Annotated in this window: 11 protein-coding genes; 10 read left to right on the top strand and 1 reads right to left on the bottom strand. The window is 71.8% G+C overall.

Annotation, left to right across the window (positions count from 1 at the left end; translation table 11 throughout):
- Positions 1 to 72 precede the first annotated feature (72 nt).
- From B9W62_RS24730 to desD, 10 genes are all read left to right on the top strand, one after another.
- Positions 73 to 1,689, top strand: a complete 1,617-nt coding sequence (locus B9W62_RS24730; RefSeq protein WP_087809205.1) for a carboxyl transferase domain-containing protein — start codon at positions 73 to 75, stop codon at positions 1,687 to 1,689.
- Between the two features lie 38 nt (positions 1,690 to 1,727).
- Positions 1,728 to 3,680: an acetyl/propionyl/methylcrotonyl-CoA carboxylase subunit alpha gene (locus B9W62_RS24725; RefSeq protein ID WP_087809204.1), complete on the top strand. Its 1,953-nt coding sequence runs from the start codon at positions 1,728 to 1,730 to the stop codon at positions 3,678 to 3,680.
- Positions 3,677 to 4,630, top strand: coding sequence for a hydroxymethylglutaryl-CoA lyase (locus tag B9W62_RS24720; RefSeq protein WP_087809203.1), 954 nt, complete (start codon positions 3,677 to 3,679; stop codon positions 4,628 to 4,630). Before B9W62_RS24725 ends, B9W62_RS24720 begins: the two co-directional genes overlap by 4 nt.
- A 5-nt stretch (positions 4,631 to 4,635) precedes the next feature.
- A complete protein-coding gene (locus B9W62_RS24715; RefSeq protein ID WP_087812080.1) occupies positions 4,636 to 5,796 on the top strand; it encodes an acyl-CoA dehydrogenase family protein in 1,161 nt (386 codons plus the stop codon).
- Positions 5,797 to 5,925: 129 nt separating this feature from the next.
- Positions 5,926 to 6,975, top strand: coding sequence for a siderophore-binding protein DesE (gene desE, locus B9W62_RS24710; protein ID WP_087809202.1), 1,050 nt, complete (start codon positions 5,926 to 5,928; stop codon positions 6,973 to 6,975).
- A gap of 38 nt (positions 6,976 to 7,013) precedes the next feature.
- Positions 7,014 to 7,910, top strand: a complete 897-nt coding sequence (locus B9W62_RS24705; RefSeq protein WP_179235652.1) for a siderophore-interacting protein — start codon at positions 7,014 to 7,016, stop codon at positions 7,908 to 7,910.
- A gap of 145 nt (positions 7,911 to 8,055) precedes the next feature.
- Positions 8,056 to 9,498, top strand: coding sequence for a lysine decarboxylase DesA (gene desA / locus B9W62_RS24700; protein ID WP_087809201.1), 1,443 nt, complete (start codon positions 8,056 to 8,058; stop codon positions 9,496 to 9,498).
- Complete coding sequence (locus B9W62_RS24695) at positions 9,482 to 10,762, top strand: lysine N(6)-hydroxylase/L-ornithine N(5)-oxygenase family protein (RefSeq protein WP_179235651.1); 1,281 nt, start codon at positions 9,482 to 9,484, stop codon at positions 10,760 to 10,762. The genes desA and B9W62_RS24695 overlap by 17 nt, the downstream gene beginning before the upstream one ends.
- A complete protein-coding gene (locus B9W62_RS24690) occupies positions 10,759 to 11,316 on the top strand; it encodes a GNAT family N-acetyltransferase (RefSeq protein WP_087809200.1) in 558 nt (185 codons plus the stop codon). The genes B9W62_RS24695 and B9W62_RS24690 overlap by 4 nt, the downstream gene beginning before the upstream one ends.
- A complete protein-coding gene (gene desD / locus B9W62_RS24685) occupies positions 11,313 to 13,097 on the top strand; it encodes a desferrioxamine E synthetase DesD (RefSeq protein ID WP_087809199.1) in 1,785 nt (594 codons plus the stop codon). Before B9W62_RS24690 ends, desD begins: the two co-directional genes overlap by 4 nt.
- 68 nt (positions 13,098 to 13,165) lie before the next feature.
- Here desD and B9W62_RS24680 read toward each other — a convergent pair whose 3' ends face one another.
- Positions 13,166 to 14,773, bottom strand: coding sequence for a beta-N-acetylhexosaminidase (locus tag B9W62_RS24680; RefSeq protein ID WP_087809198.1), 1,608 nt, complete (start codon positions 14,771 to 14,773; stop codon positions 13,166 to 13,168).
- Positions 14,774 to 14,873 lie beyond the last annotated feature (100 nt).

Here is a 14,873-nt window from a genome sequence, read left to right as displayed (position 1 = left end):
TAACCTAAGGGAAAATGCGTTAACGCTCATTAACCGATCGACCGATCGACCATCGGGTGAGGGGACCGCAGGATGCACGAGGCACCGGAGCTGACGACGGCGGCGGATCCCGCGTCGGAGGCCTTTCGGGCCAACGAGGAGGCGCACGCCGTCCTCGTTCAGGAACTGCGCGCCAAGCTCGCGGCGGCCCGACTGGGCGGCGGCGAGCGGGCGCGGGCCCGGCACACCGCGCGGGGCAAGCTGCTGCCGCGCGACCGCGTGGACACGCTGCTCGATCCGGGTTCGCCGTTCCTGGAGCTGGCGCCGCTCGCGGCCGACGGGCTCTACGACGGAGCGGCCCCGGCGGCCGGCGTCATCGCCGGGATCGGCCGGGTCAGCGGCCGGGAGTGCGTGATCGTCGCCAACGACGCGACCGTCAAGGGCGGCACGTACTACCCGATGACCGTGAAGAAGCACCTGCGGGCGCAGGAGGTGGCGCTGGAGAACCGGCTGCCGTGCCTCTACCTGGTGGACTCGGGGGGCGCCTTCCTGCCCATGCAGGACGAGGTCTTCCCGGACCGCGAGCACTTCGGGCGGATCTTCTACAACCAGGCCCGGATGTCGGGCGCGGGCATCCCGCAGATCGCCGCCGTCCTCGGCTCCTGCACGGCGGGCGGCGCGTACGTCCCGGCGATGAGCGACGAGGCGGTCATCGTCCGGGGCCAGGGCACGATCTTCCTGGGCGGCCCGCCGCTGGTGAAGGCGGCCACCGGCGAGGTGGTCACGGCGGAGGAGCTGGGCGGCGGCGAGGTCCACTCGCGGGTGTCCGGCGTGACCGACCACCTCGCCGAGGACGACCCGCACGCCCTGCGCATCGTGCGGCAGATCGTCGCCACCCTGCCGGAGCGCGGCACCCTCCCCTGGGGCGTGCGGGCGGCCGTCGAGCCGAAGGTGGACCCGCAGGACCTGTACGGCGTGGTGCCGGTCGACTCCCGCACCCCCTACGACGTCCGCGAGGTCATCGCGCGCGTGGTGGACGGCTCCCGGTTCGCCGAGTTCAAGTCCGAGTACGGCCAGACCCTGGTCACCGGCTTCGCCCGCATCCACGGCCACCCGGTCGGGATCGTCGCCAACAACGGCATCCTGTTCTCCGAGTCGGCGCAGAAGGGCGCCCACTTCATCGAGCTGTGCGACCAGCGCGGCATCCCGCTGGTGTTCCTCCAGAACATCTCCGGGTTCATGGTGGGCCGGGACTACGAGGCCGGTGGCATCGCCAAGCACGGCGCCAAGATGGTGACGGCGGTGGCGTGCACGCGGGTGCCGAAGCTGACGGTGGTCGTCGGCGGCTCGTACGGCGCGGGGAACTACTCGATGTGCGGGCGGGCGTATTCGCCGCGCTTCCTGTGGATGTGGCCCAACGCCAAGATCTCCGTGATGGGCGGCGAGCAGGCCGCCTCCGTGCTGGCCACGGTCAAGCGGGACCAGCTGGAGGCGCGCGGGGAGGAGTGGCCGGCCGAGGAGGAGGAGTCCTTCAAGGCGCCGGTCCGCGCCCAGTACGAGCGCCAGGGCAACGCCTACTACGCGACCGCCCGCCTGTGGGACGACGGCGTGATCGAGCCCGCCGACACCCGGCAGGTGCTGGGCCTGGCCCTGACCGCGTGTGCCAACGCGCCGCTGGGCGAGCCCCGGTTCGGCGTCTTCCGGATGTGAGGAGGGGACCCATGCAGAACACGAACGGAACACCACGCATGTTCGACACCGTGCTCGTCGCCAACCGCGGCGAGATCGCCGTCCGCGTCATCCGGACCCTGCGCGCGATGGGCGTGCGCTCGGTGGCGGTCTTCTCCGACGCCGACGCCGACGCGCGGCACGTGCGGGAGGCCGACGAGGCGGTGCGGATCGGCCCGGCCCCGGCGACGGAGAGCTATCTGTCCGTCGAGCGGCTGCTGGAGGCCGCCGCCCGCACCGGCGCGCAGGCCGTCCACCCCGGGTACGGCTTCCTCGCCGAGAACGCCGCCTTCGCGCGGGCCTGCGAGGAGGCGGGGCTGGTCTTCGTCGGGCCGTCCGCCGACGCGATCGCCCTGATGGGCGACAAGATCCGCGCCAAGGAGACGGTGAAGGCGGCCGGGGTGCCGGTCGTGCCCGGCTCCAGCGGCAGCGGGCTCACCGACGAGCAGCTCGCCGACGCCGCCCGCGAGATCGGCACCCCGGTGCTGCTCAAGCCCTCGGCGGGCGGGGGCGGCAAGGGCATGCGGCTGGTGCGGGACGCGGCCGTGCTGGCCGACGAGATCGCCGCCGCACGCCGCGAGGCCCGCGCCTCCTTCGGCGACGACACGCTGCTGGTGGAGCGGTGGATCGACCGTCCCCGGCACATCGAGATCCAGGTGCTGGCCGACGGCCACGGGAACGTGGTGCACCTGGGCGAGCGCGAGTGCTCGCTCCAGCGCCGGCACCAGAAGGTGATCGAGGAGGCGCCCAGCGTCCTGCTGGACGAGGCGACCCGCGCCGCGATGGGCGAGGCGGCCGTGCAGGCGGCCCGCTCCTGCGGCTACCGGGGCGCGGGCACGGTGGAGTTCATCGTGCCGGGCGGCGACCCCTCCCAGTACTACTTCATGGAGATGAACACCCGTCTCCAGGTCGAGCACCCGGTGACCGAGCTGGTGACCGGCCTGGACCTGGTGGAGCGGCAGCTGCGGGTGGCGGCCGGTGAGCCGCTCGGGTTCGGGCAGGAGGACGTACGGCTGACGGGGCACGCGATCGAGGCCCGGCTGTGCGCCGAGGACCCGGCCCGCGGCTTCCTCCCGTCCGGCGGCACGGTGCTGCGGCTGCGCGAGCCCGAGGGCGACGGCGTGCGCACCGACTCCGGGCTCAGCGAGGGCACCGAGGTCGGCAGCCTCTACGACCCGATGCTGTCCAAGGTGATCGCCTACGGCCCCGACCGGGAGACCGCGCTGCGCAGGCTCCGGGCGGCGCTCGCCGGGACGGTCACCCTGGGCGTGCCGACCAACGCCGGGTTCCTGCGGCGGCTGCTGGCGCACCCGGCGGTGGTGGCGGGCGAGCTGGACACGGGTCTGGTGGAGCGCGAGGTCGACGGCTTGGTCGCCACGGACGTACCGGAGGAGGTGTACGAGGCGGCGGCGGCCGTACGGCTGGAGGCGCTGCGTCCGCGCGGCGACGGCTGGACGGACCCGTTCTCGGTGCCGAACGGCTGGCGCACCGGGGGCGAGCCCAGACCGGTCGCCTTCCCGCTGCGTGCGCCGGGACTCGAACCCGTCACGCACACCCCGCGCGGCACCCACACCGTCACCGACGACCACGTCGCCGTCACCCTGGACGGCGTCCGGCACACCTTCCACCGCGCCGCCGACTGGCTGGGCCGCGACGGCGACGCCTGGCAAGTGCGCGACCACGATCCGGTCGCCGCGTCCCTCGACCGGGCCGCCCACGCGGGCGCCGACTCGCTGACCGCGCCGATGCCGGGCACGGTGACGGTGGTGAAGGTCGCCGTCGGCGACGAGGTGAGCGCCGGGCAGAGCCTGCTGGTGGTGGAGGCGATGAAGATGGAGCACGTCGTCTCCGCCCCGCACGCGGGCACCGTCGCCGAGCTGGACGTGGCGCCGGGCACGACCGTCGCCATGGACCAGGTGCTCGCGGTCATCACGCCCGCCGACGACGCGGACGCGAAGGAGGAGACGGCGTGAACACCCCGGAACTGGGCCTGCCCATGACCGTACCGGCCGAGGGCCTGCCCGCCCGCGTCCGTATCCACGAGGTCGGCGCGCGCGACGGGCTGCAGAACGAGAAGGCGACCGTGCCGACGGCCGTCAAGGCGGAGTTCATCCGCCGGCTGGCCGGCACGGGCCTGACCACGATCGAGGCGACGAGCTTCGTCCACCCCAAGTGGGTCCCCCAGCTGGCGGACGCCGAGGAGCTGTACCCGCAGGTCTCCGACCTGCCGGTGGCGCTGCCGGTGCTGGTGCCGAACGAGAGGGGCCTGGACCGGGCCCTCGCGCTCGGCGCGCGCCGCGTCGCGGTCTTCGCCAGCGCCACGGAGTCCTTCGCCAAGGCCAACCTCAACCGCACGGTGGACGAGGCGCTGGCCATGTTCGAGCCGGTGGTGTCCCGGGCGAAGGCGCAGGGCGACGACGTCCACGTGCGGGGCTACCTCTCGATGTGCTTCGGCGACCCGTGGGAGGGCCCGGTCGCCGTCCCCCAGGTCGTGCGGGTCTGCCGGGCCCTGCTGGACCTGGGCTGCGACGAGCTGAGCCTGGGCGACACCATCGGGGTGGCGACGCCGGGCCACGTCACGGCCCTGCTCGCCGCGCTGACCGGGGCGGGCGTGCCGGTGTCCGCGCTGGGCGTCCACTTCCACGACACCTACGGCCAGGCCCTGGCCAACACGCTGGCCGCGCTCCAGCAGGGCGTCACCACGGTCGACGCCTCCGCCGGCGGGCTGGGCGGCTGCCCCTTCGCGAAGTCCGCCACCGGCAATCTCGCCACCGAAGACCTCGTGTGGATGCTGCGGGGCCTCGGCATCGACACCGGGGTCGACCTCGGCCGTCTGGTCGCCACAAGCGTCTGGATGGCCGCGCACCTGGGCCGGCCGAGCCCGTCCCGCACCGTTCGAGCCCTCTCCCACCAGGAGTCGTGAACACCATGGACCACAAGCTCTCCCCCGAACTGGAAGAACTGCGCCGCACGGTCGAACAGTTCGCGCACGACGTGGTGGCGCCGAAGATCGGCGACTTCTACGAGCGGCACGAGTTCCCGTACGAGATCGTCCGCGAGATGGGCCGCATGGGCCTGTTCGGGCTGCCGTTCCCGGAGGAGTACGGCGGCATGGGCGGCGACTACTTCGCCCTCGGGGTGGCCCTGGAGGAGCTGGCCCGGGTCGACTCGTCGGTGGCGATCACGCTGGAGGCGGGGGTCTCGCTGGGCGCGATGCCGCTGCACCTGTTCGGCACCGAGGAGCAGAAGCGCGCGTGGCTGCCCCGGCTGTGCTCGGGCGAGATCCTGGGCGCCTTCGGCCTCACCGAGCCGGACGGCGGCAGCGACGCGGGCGCGACCCGGACCACGGCCCGCCTGGACGAGGCCACCGACGAGTGGGTGATCAACGGCACCAAGTGCTTCATCACCAACTCCGGCACGGACATCACGGGCCTGGTCACGGTCACCGCGGTGACCGGCCGCAAGCCCGACGGCAGGCCCCTGATCTCGTCGATCATCGTCCCCTCGGGCACCCCCGGCTTCACGGTGGCCGCCCCGTACTCGAAGGTCGGCTGGAACGCCTCGGACACCCGTGAGCTGTCCTTCGCCGACGTCCGGGTCCCGGCGGCGAACCTGCTGGGCGAGCGGGGGCGCGGCTACGCGCAGTTCCTGCGCATCCTGGACGAGGGCCGGGTCGCCATCGCCGCGCTGGGCACGGGGCTCGCGCAGGGCTGTGTGGACGAGTCGGTCGCCTACGCGAAGGAACGTCACGCCTTCGGCAAGCCCATCGGCGCCAACCAGGCCATCCAGTTCAAGATCGCGGACATGGAGATGAAGGCCCACACGGCCCGCCTGGCCTGGCGGGACGCCGCCTCGCGGCTGGTGGCGGGCGAGCCGTTCAAGAAGGAGGCGGCGCTGGCGAAGCTGTACTCGTCGACGGTCGCGGTGGACAACGCCCGGGACGCCACCCAGATCCACGGCGGCTACGGCTTCATGAACGAGTACCCGGTGGCCCGCATGTGGCGGGACGCGAAGATCCTGGAGATCGGCGAGGGCACCAGCGAGGTCCAGCGGATGCTGATCGCACGGGAGTTGGGGCTGGTGAGCTGAGCCCCCGGCGCGGTGGGGGTGGGTGCCGCCCCGCCCCCACCCCTGGACAAGATCTGAGGTTAGGCTAACCTACCTTCGAATTGTCCCGCAGAGCACCACGCTCCGCACCGTTCGAAGGCAGCCACCACCATGTCCAACGCCAGCGCTACCCACCCGACCCGCCGCGGAATCCTCGCCGCCGGCGGCGCCCTCGGCCTCGGCGCCGTGCTCGCGGCCTGCGGCGACGACGACGGCAAGAGCGGTGGGTCGGGCGACGGGTCGGGCGGCGCCGCCAAGTCCGGCCCCTGGTCCTTCAAGGACGACCGCGGCACGACCGTGAAGCTGGACGAGGTGCCGACGGGCATCGTCGCCTTCACCGGCGTCGCCGCCGCCCTCTTCGACTACGGCGTCCAGGTCAAGGGCGTCTTCGGCCCGACCACCACCAAGGACGGCAAGCCCGACGTGCAGGCCGGCGACCTCGACGTCGACAAGGTCACCGTGCTCGGCAACGAGTGGGGCAAGCTCAACGTCGAGAAGTACGCCTCCCTCGCCCCCCAGGTGCTCATCACGACCACCTTCGACACCGCGGGCACCCTGTGGTCCGTCCCGGAGGAGTCGAAGGACAAGATCGCCAAGCTCGCGCCGAGCGTCGCGATCTCGGTCTTCGACCGTCAGCTCACGCAGCCGCTCCAGCGCATGTGGGAGCTGGCCGAGTCGCTCGGCGCGGACATGAAGGCCAAGAAGGTCACCGACGCCAAGGCCGCCTTCGACAAGGCCGCCGCCCGGCTGCGCGCCGCCGCCAAGGCCAGGCCCGAGATCCGGGTGCTGGCCGGCTCCGCGAGCCCCGACCTGTTCTACGTCTCCGGCACCAACCTCTCGGTGGACCTGGAGTACTTCAAGGCCCTCGGCGTGAACTTCGTGGAGCCCTCCGAGGCGGCCAAGAAGGCGACCGGCGGCTGGTTCGAGTCCCTGAGCTGGGAGAACGTCGACAAGTACCCGGCCGACGTCATCATCATGGACGACCGCGCCTCGACCATCCAGCCCGCGGACATCAGCGAGGGCACCTGGAAGCAGCTGCCCGCGGTCAAGGCCGGCCAGGTCATCGCGCGCTCCCCCGAGCCGATCCTGTCCTACGACAAGTGCACGCCCCTGCTGGACAACCTGGCCGAGGCGATCGAGAACGCCAAGAAGGTCGGCTGACCCTCCGCCCCGTGCCCCCTCTCCCTCCGGAGCACTCCATGACGACGGCCGTGGCCGCCCCGTTCCGTTTCTTCGCCCTCCAGGTCGTACGGACGAGGCGGCTCGGCCCGTCCCTGGCCCGGGTCACCTTCGCCGGGCCCGACCTGCGCGCCTTCCACTCCGACGGCCTCGACCAGTCGCTGTCGCTGTTCCTGCCCCACCCGGGGCAGGCGGAGCCCGCGGTGCCGGTGGAACTGGGCTGGGGGTCCCCCCGCTCGAGCGAAGCCGAGAGTGGGGGAGGCTGGTGGCAGGGCTGGCGGGAACTGCCGGACGACGTGCGGGCGGTGATGCGCTCGTACACGCTGCGGGCGCTGCGCCGGGACGCCGACGGGCACACCGCCGAGATCGACGTCGACTTCGTCCTGCACGGCCTCGAACCGGACTCGGGGATCCAGGCAGGCCCCGCCGCCCGCTGGGCCGCCGACGCCGCCCCCGGCGACCGCGTGCTGGTGCTCGGCCCGGCAGTGGCCGACAACCGGGCGATCCGCTTCCGGCCGCCCGAGGACACCGACCTGGTGGTGATCTGGGGCGACGAGACCGCCGTACCCGCCGCCTGCGCGATCGTGGAGGCACTGCCGGCCGGCACCCGCGCCCGGGTCTGGCTCCAGGTGCCGCACGCCGAAGACGCGCAGGACCTCCGGACGGCCGCGGACGCCGAGATCACCTGGCTGGTCGGGGACGATGCCGGCGGGCCCGAGGCGACCCTCGCCACTCTCCGGGCCGCCCAACTGCCGCCCGCCGGACACCCCTACGTCTGGATCGCGGGCGAGTCCGGCTGCGTCAAGCGACTGCGGCGGCACTTCGTGGGTGAGCGCGGCGTCGACCGGCGGCGCGTCACCTTCGTCGGCTACTGGCGCCGGGGCCTGACGGAGGAACAGCTCCGCGAGCAGGGCTGACGTCGGCCCCTGGGGCCACAGTGACGGCAGTCACCCACAGGCACGCGTTTGATCGACTCAACTTAGGTTAGGCTCACCTAAGTCGAAGCGAGGGCTCCGGCCCTCCCCACCCCCTCTCGGACCGTCCCCACCGGAGGACCCCCACATGCGCTCGCACCTGCTCAACGACACCACCGCGGAGCAGTACCGCCGCTCCGTGACCGAAGGAGTCGAGCGGGTGGCCGCCAAACTCGCCACCACCGACCGCCCGTTCACCGGTGTCACGGTCGACGCCCTCTCCCCCCGCATCGACGGGATCGACCTCGACAAGCCGCTGCACGACACGGCCGCGGTCCTCGACGAGCTGGAGGACGTCTACCTCCGCGACGCCGTCTACTTCCACCACCCCCGCTACCTCGCCCACCTCAACTGCCCGGTCGTCATCCCGGCCGTGCTCGGCGAGGCGGTGCTCTCCGCCGTCAACTCCTCCCTGGACACCTGGGACCAGTCGGCCGGCGGCACGCTCATCGAGCGGAAGCTGATCGACTGGACCTGCGCCCGGATCGGCCTCGGCCCGGCGGCCGACGGCGTGTTCACCTCCGGCGGCACCCAGTCCAACCTCCAGGCGCTGCTGCTGGCGCGCGAGGAGGCGAAGGCCGAATCCCTCGCCGACCTGCGGATCTTCGCCTCCGAGGTCAGCCACTTCAGCGTCAAGAAGTCCGCGAAACTGCTCGGCCTCGGCCCCGACGCCGTCGTGTCGGTCCCGGTCGACCGCGACAAGCGGATGCAGACCGTCGCCCTCGCCCGCGAGCTGGAGCGGTGCGCGCGGGACGGCCTGGTCCCCATGGCCGTCGTCGCCACCGGCGGCACCACCGACTTCGGCTCGATCGACCCGCTGCCGGAGATCGCCGGGCTGTGCGAGCAGTACGGCGTGTGGATGCACGTCGACGCGGCCTACGGCTGCGGGCTGCTCGCCTCCCTGAAGTACCGGCACCGCATCGACGGCATCGAGCGGGCCGACTCGGTCACCGTGGACTACCACAAGTCCTTCTTCCAGCCGGTCAGTTCCTCCGCCGTACTGGTCCGCGACGCCGCCACCCTGCGGCACGCGACCTATCACGCGGAGTACCTCAACCCGCGCCGCATGGTGCAGGAACGTATCCCCAACCAGGTGGACAAGTCCCTCCAGACCACCCGCCGCTTCGACGCGCTCAAGCTGTGGATGACGCTGCGCGTGATGGGCGCCGACGGCATCGGCGAACTCTTCGACGAGGTGTGCGACCTGGCCGCCGAGGGCTGGAAACTGCTCGCCGCCGACCCGCGCTTCGACGTGGTGGTCGAGCCGTCGCTGTCCACCCTGGTCTTCCGCCACATCCCGGCGGACGTCACCGACCCCGCCGAGATCGACCGCGCCAACCTGTACGCCCGCAAGGCCCTGTTCGCCTCCGGCGACGCCGTGGTCGCGGGCACCAAGGTGGCCGGTCGCCACTACCTGAAGTTCACCCTGCTCAACCCCGAGACGACCACGGCCGACATCGCCGCCGTCCTCGACCTGATCGCCGGCCACGCCGAGCAGTACCTGGGAGACTCCCTTGACCGCGCTTCCTGAAGCCAGCGCCCCGTACGACTTCGTGGGCATCGGCCTCGGCCCCTTCAACCTCGGCCTGGCCTGCCTCACCGAGCCCGTCGCGGAGCTGAACGGCGTCTTCCTGGAGTCCAAGCCGGACTTCGAGTGGCATGCCGGGATGTTCCTGGACGGCGCCCACCTCCAGACCCCGTTCATGTCGGACCTGGTGACGCTGGCCGACCCGACCTCGCCGTACTCCTTCCTCAACTACCTGAAGGAGAAGGGCCGGCTGTACTCCTTCTACATCCGGGAGAACTTCTACCCCCTGCGGGTCGAGTACGACGACTACTGCCGCTGGGCCGCGCACCGGCTGAGCAGCGTCCGCTTCTCCACCACGGTCACCGAGGTCACCTACGACGAGCGCGAGGAGCTGTACACCGTCGCCACCACCTCCGGCGACACCTACCGCGCCCGCCGCCTCGTCCTCGGTACCGGCACCCCGCCGCACATCCCGGACGCCTGCCGGGGCCTGGCCGGCGACTTCCTCCACAACTCCCGGTACGTGCGGCACCGGGCGGAGCTGGTGAAGAAGAAGTCGATCACGCTGGTCGGCAGCGGCCAGTCCGCCGCCGAGATCTACCTGGACCTGCTGAGCGAGATCGACGTCCACGGCTACCGGCTGAACTGGGTGACCCGCTCCCCGCGGTTCTTCCCCCTCGAATACACCAAGCTCACCCTGGAGATGACGTCCCCGGAGTACGTGGACTACTACCACGCGCTGCCCGAGGACACCCGCTACCGCCTCACGGCCGAGCAGAAGGGCCTCTTCAAGGGCATCGACGGCGACCTGATCAACGAGATCTTCGACCTGCTCTACCAGAAGAGGCTCGCCGGTCCGGTCCCCACCCGCCTGCTCACCAACTCGGCGCTGACCGAGGCCCGGTACGCGGACGGCACCTACACGCTGGGCTTCCGCCAGGAGGAGCAGGGCAAGGACTTCGAGATCGAGACCGAGGGCCTGGTCCTCGCCACCGGCTACCGCTACACCGAGCCGGAGTTCCTCAAGCCCGTCCGGGACCGCCTCCGCTACGACTCCCGCGGCAACTTCGACATCGGCCGCAACTACGCCGTCGACGTCACGGGAAGCGGCGTGTTCCTACAGAACGCGGGGGTCCACGCGCACAGCGTCACCAGCCCCGACCTGGGCATGGGCGCCTACCGCAACAGCTGCATCGTCCGGGAGCTGCTCGGACGCGAGTACTACCCGGTCGAGCAGTCGATCGCGTTCCAGGAGTTCGCCGTATGAGCCGCTCGAGCACCACCACCACCGCCGTCGGGGCACTGACCCTGCGCCCCGTCGACCCGCTGACGGACGCCGAGCTGCTGCACGGCTGGCTCACCCACCCCAAGTCCGCGTTCTGGATGATGCAGGACGCCCGGCTGGTGGATGTCGAGCGGGCCTACATGGAGCTGGCCGCCGACGAGCACCAGCAGGCCCACCTCGGCCTGCACGACGGCGTCCCGGCCTTCCTGATGGAACGCTACGACCCCGCCCACCGCGAACTGGTCGGGCTGTACGAGCCCGAGCCGGGCGACGTCGGCATGCACTTCCTGGTCGCGCCGACCGACCGGCCCGTGCACGGCTTCACCCGGGCCGTGATCACCACCGTGATGGCCGAGCTGTTCGCCGACCCGGCGACCCGGCGGGTCGTCGTCGAACCGGACGTCACCAACACCGCCGTCCACGCCCTGAACGCAGCCGTCGGATTCGTGCCCGAGCGCGAGATCCAGAAGCCGGAGAAGAAGGCGTTGCTGAGCTTCTGCACCCGCGAGCAGTTCGCGAAGGCGGTGTCCGCATGAGCCTCGCCGACGCCGTCGCCCACCTGTCCCCCGAACGCTGGGAGGAGGCCAACCGCCTCCTGGTCCGCAAGGCACTGGCCGAGTTCACCCACGAGCGGCTGCTGACCCCCGAGCGGGAGCCGGACGCCGGGGGCGGGCAGACGTACACCGTCCGCAGCGACGACGGCCAGACCGCGTACCGCTTCACCGCCACCGTCCGCGCCCTGGACCACTGGCAGGTGGACGCCGGCTCGATCACCCGCCACCGCGACGGCGCCGAACTTCCGCTCGCCGCGCTGGACTTCTTCATCGAGCTGAAGCAGACCCTGGGCCTGAGCGACGAGATCCTCCCGGTGTACCTGGAGGAGATCTCCTCCACCCTCTCCGGCACCTGCTACAAGCTGACCAAGCCGCGGCTCACCTCCGCCGAGCTGGCCCGCAGCGGCTTCCAGGCCGTCGAGACCGGCATGACCGAGGGCCACCCCTGCTTCGTCGCCAACAACGGGCGCCTCGGCTTCGGCATCCACGAGTACCTGTCGTACGCCCCCGAGACCGCGAGCCCGGTCCGGCTGGTGTGGCTGGCCGCGCACCGCTCGCGGGCCGCGTTCACGGCGGGCGTGGGCATCGAGTACGAGTCCTTCGTCCGCGACGAACTGGGCGCGGCCACCGTCGACCGCTTCCACGGCGTGCTGCGCGAGCGCGGCCTGGACCCGGCCGACTACCTGCTCATCCCGGTCCACCCCTGGCAGTGGTGGAACAAGCTCACCGTCACCTTCGCCGCCGAGGTCGCCCGCGGGCTCCTGGTCTGCCTCGGCGAGGGCGACGACGAGTACCTGGCCCAGCAGTCCATCCGCACCTTCTTCAACGCCTCGCACCCCGAGAAGCACTACGTGAAGACGGCCCTGTCCGTCCTCAACATGGGCTTCATGCGCGGTCTGTCGGCGGCGTACATGGAGGCCACCCCGGCCATCAACGACTGGCTCGCCCGGCTGATCGAGGGCGACCCGGTGCTGAAGGAGACGGGGCTGAGCATCATCCGGGAGCGGGCGGCCGTCGGCTACCGGCACCTGGAGTACGAGCGGGCCACCGACCGCTACTCGCCCTACCGCAAGATGCTGGCGGCGCTGTGGCGGGAGAGCCCCGTGCCGTCCCTCCGGGACGGGGAGACGCTCGCCACCATGGCCTCCCTGGTCCACGTGGACCACGAGGGCGCCTCCTTCGCGGGCGCGCTGATCGAGCGGTCCGGGCTCACCCCCGCCGAGTGGCTGCGGCACTACCTGCGGGCCTACTACGTCCCGCTGCTGCACAGCTTCTACGCCTACGACCTGGTGTACATGCCGCACGGCGAGAACGTGATCCTCGTGCTGGAGGACGGGGTGGTGCGGCGGGCGGTCTACAAGGACATCGCCGAGGAGATCGCGGTGATGGACCCGGACGCGGTGCTGCCGCCGGAGGTCTCCCGCATCGCGGTGGACGTGCCGGACGACAAGAAGCTCCTGTCGATCTTCACGGACGTCTTCGACTGCTTCTTCCGCTTCCTGGCGTCGAACCTCGCGGGCGAGGGGATCGTCACGGAGGACGCCTTCTGGCGGACGGTCGCGGAGGTCACCCGGGAGTACCAGGAGTCGGTGCCGGAGCTGGCCGACAAGTTCGAGCGGTACGACATGTTCGCGCCCGAGTTCGCCCTGTCCTGCCTCAACCGGCTCCAGCTGCGCGACAACCGGCAGATGGTGGACCTGGCCGATCCGTCCGGCGCGCTCCAGCTCGTCGGCACCCTGAAGAACCCCCTGGCAGGCCGGTAGCCACCGGCCCCACGGACGGGCGGGCACCCCGGAGACGGTCCTCCGGGGTGCCCGTCGTGCCGTCCGGGTCAGGTCCAGGGCACCTGCGGCGAGCGGTAGTAGTCGATCCCCATCGCCTCCCAGCGCGGTGCCTGCTCGGCGAGCCGCACCTTGTAGGTGTCCCAGTCGTGCGTCGACGCCGGGGACCAGCCCAGCTCGGCGACGCCCGGCAGCCTCGGGAAGGCCATGAAGTCCAGCTGGTCCGGGTCGGACAGGGTCTCCGTCCACAGCGGGGCCTCGACCCCACGGACCGCCTCGGCCGGGGCGCCCGGCAGATAGGCGGCCGGGTCCCAGTCGTAGGACCGCTGCACCTCGACGTAGCCCGCCCAGGACAGCCCCAGCGGGGTGTCCTTGGTGTACTTCATGTCCAGGTACGTCCGGTCGGCCGGGGAGAGGATCAGCCCGGTGCCGTTCCTGGCGGCCGCGGCGACCTCGGCCTTCTCGGCGTCGCTGGTGCGGTCCAGGCCCCAGTACTGGACGAGCGCACCCTCGACCGGTTCGGCGCCGGCCAGCTGGTGCCAGCCGACGACCGTCTTGCCGTACTTGGCGACGATCGGCTGCACCCGCTTCATGAACGTCACGAAGTCGGCCTTCGGCGTGGAGTGCGCCTCGTCGCCGCCGATGTGCAGGTAGCGGCCGGGGGTGAGCGCGGCGAGTTCACCGAGGACGTCGTCCACGAAGTCGTAGGTGACCTCCTTGTCCACGCACAGCGTGCTGAAGCCGACCTTGGTGCCGGTGTAGAGCGGGGGTGCCACGCCGTCGCAGTTCAGCTCGGCGTAGGAGGCGAGGGCGGCGTTGGTGTGGCCGGGCATGTCGATCTCGGGCACGACCTCCAGGTGCCGGGAGGCCGCGTAGCGGACGATCTCCTGGTAGTCCGCCTTGGTGTAGTAGCCGCCGGGTCCGCCGCCGACCTCGGTGGAGCCGCCGTAGGTCGCCAGGCGCGGCCAGGAGTCGATGGCGAGGCGCCAGCCCTGGTCGTCGCTGATGTGCAGGTGGAGCTTGTTGTACTTGTAGAGGGCGACGCGGTCGATGTAGCGCTTGACCTCGTCGACGCTGAAGAAGTGCCGGGAGACGTCGAGCATGGCGCTGCGCCAGGCGTAGCGCGGGGTGTCCTCGACGGTGCCGCCCGCGACCAGCCAGGGGCCGGGCTGCGCGGTGTCCTTCTCGACGGCCGCGGGCAGCAGCTGACGCAGCGTCTGGACGCCGTGGAAGAGCCCGGCGGCCTTGCGGGCGGTGATGGTGACGCCCGAGCGTCCGCTGTCGAGGCGGTAGCCCTCGTCGCCGTACGGGCCCTCGGCCAGGCGCAGCCGGATGCCGCCGTGGCCGTGGGAGGTGACGGGCAGCCGGTAGCCCGTGGCGGGCCGCAGGAGGTCCGCGAGGTAGTCGCCGACACGGCGGGCCTCGCGCGACTCGTCGACGCCGATGTGGGTGCCGCGGGTGATGCGGTACGGGGCGCCGCCGGGGTCGACCGAGGCGGGGGCCGGGATCACCCGGTCCAGGGGGGTCGGTTCCGCGGCCGTCTTCCGGACCGGGGCGGCGCCGGTGGTCATGGCGCCGACCGCGGCCACCAGCAGCAGCGATCCCAGCAGCCGGGTGATGCGGGGAGTCGTTCTGTGGTGCCGTCGATGAGGTCTCACGTGCGCTCCCTTCGCGAGGTGTGCAATCAGGGGTCCTAGGAGGGGGGTTGGGGACGGGTGCGGACCACTCTCCCGCACCATCACCGCCCGCGGCGGCGAT

The sequence above is a fragment of the Streptomyces sp. CS113 genome (assembly GCF_002188365.1).
In the GTDB taxonomy this organism is placed as follows: domain Bacteria; phylum Actinomycetota; class Actinomycetes; order Streptomycetales; family Streptomycetaceae; genus Streptomyces; species Streptomyces tendae.
This window is presented reverse-complemented; position numbering and strand designations above follow the sequence as displayed.

Bases quoted from the DNA above. Each gene is read 5' to 3' on its own strand.
- B9W62_RS24730 (WP_087809205.1), top strand. From the start codon at position 73: ATGCACGAGGCACCGGAGCTGACGACGGCGGCGGATCCCGCGTCGGAG.
- B9W62_RS24725 (WP_087809204.1), top strand. From the start codon at position 1,728: ATGTTCGACACCGTGCTCGTCGCCAACCGCGGCGAGATCGCCGTCCGC.
- B9W62_RS24715 (WP_087812080.1), top strand. From the start codon at position 4,636: ATGGACCACAAGCTCTCCCCCGAACTGGAAGAACTGCGCCGCACGGTC.
- desE (WP_087809202.1), top strand. From the start codon at position 5,926: ATGTCCAACGCCAGCGCTACCCACCCGACCCGCCGCGGAATCCTCGCC.
- B9W62_RS24705 (WP_179235652.1), top strand. From the start codon at position 7,014: ATGACGACGGCCGTGGCCGCCCCGTTCCGTTTCTTCGCCCTCCAGGTC.
- desA (WP_087809201.1), top strand. From the start codon at position 8,056: ATGCGCTCGCACCTGCTCAACGACACCACCGCGGAGCAGTACCGCCGC.
- B9W62_RS24690 (WP_087809200.1), top strand. From the start codon at position 10,759: ATGAGCCGCTCGAGCACCACCACCACCGCCGTCGGGGCACTGACCCTG.
- desD (WP_087809199.1), top strand. From the start codon at position 11,313: ATGAGCCTCGCCGACGCCGTCGCCCACCTGTCCCCCGAACGCTGGGAG.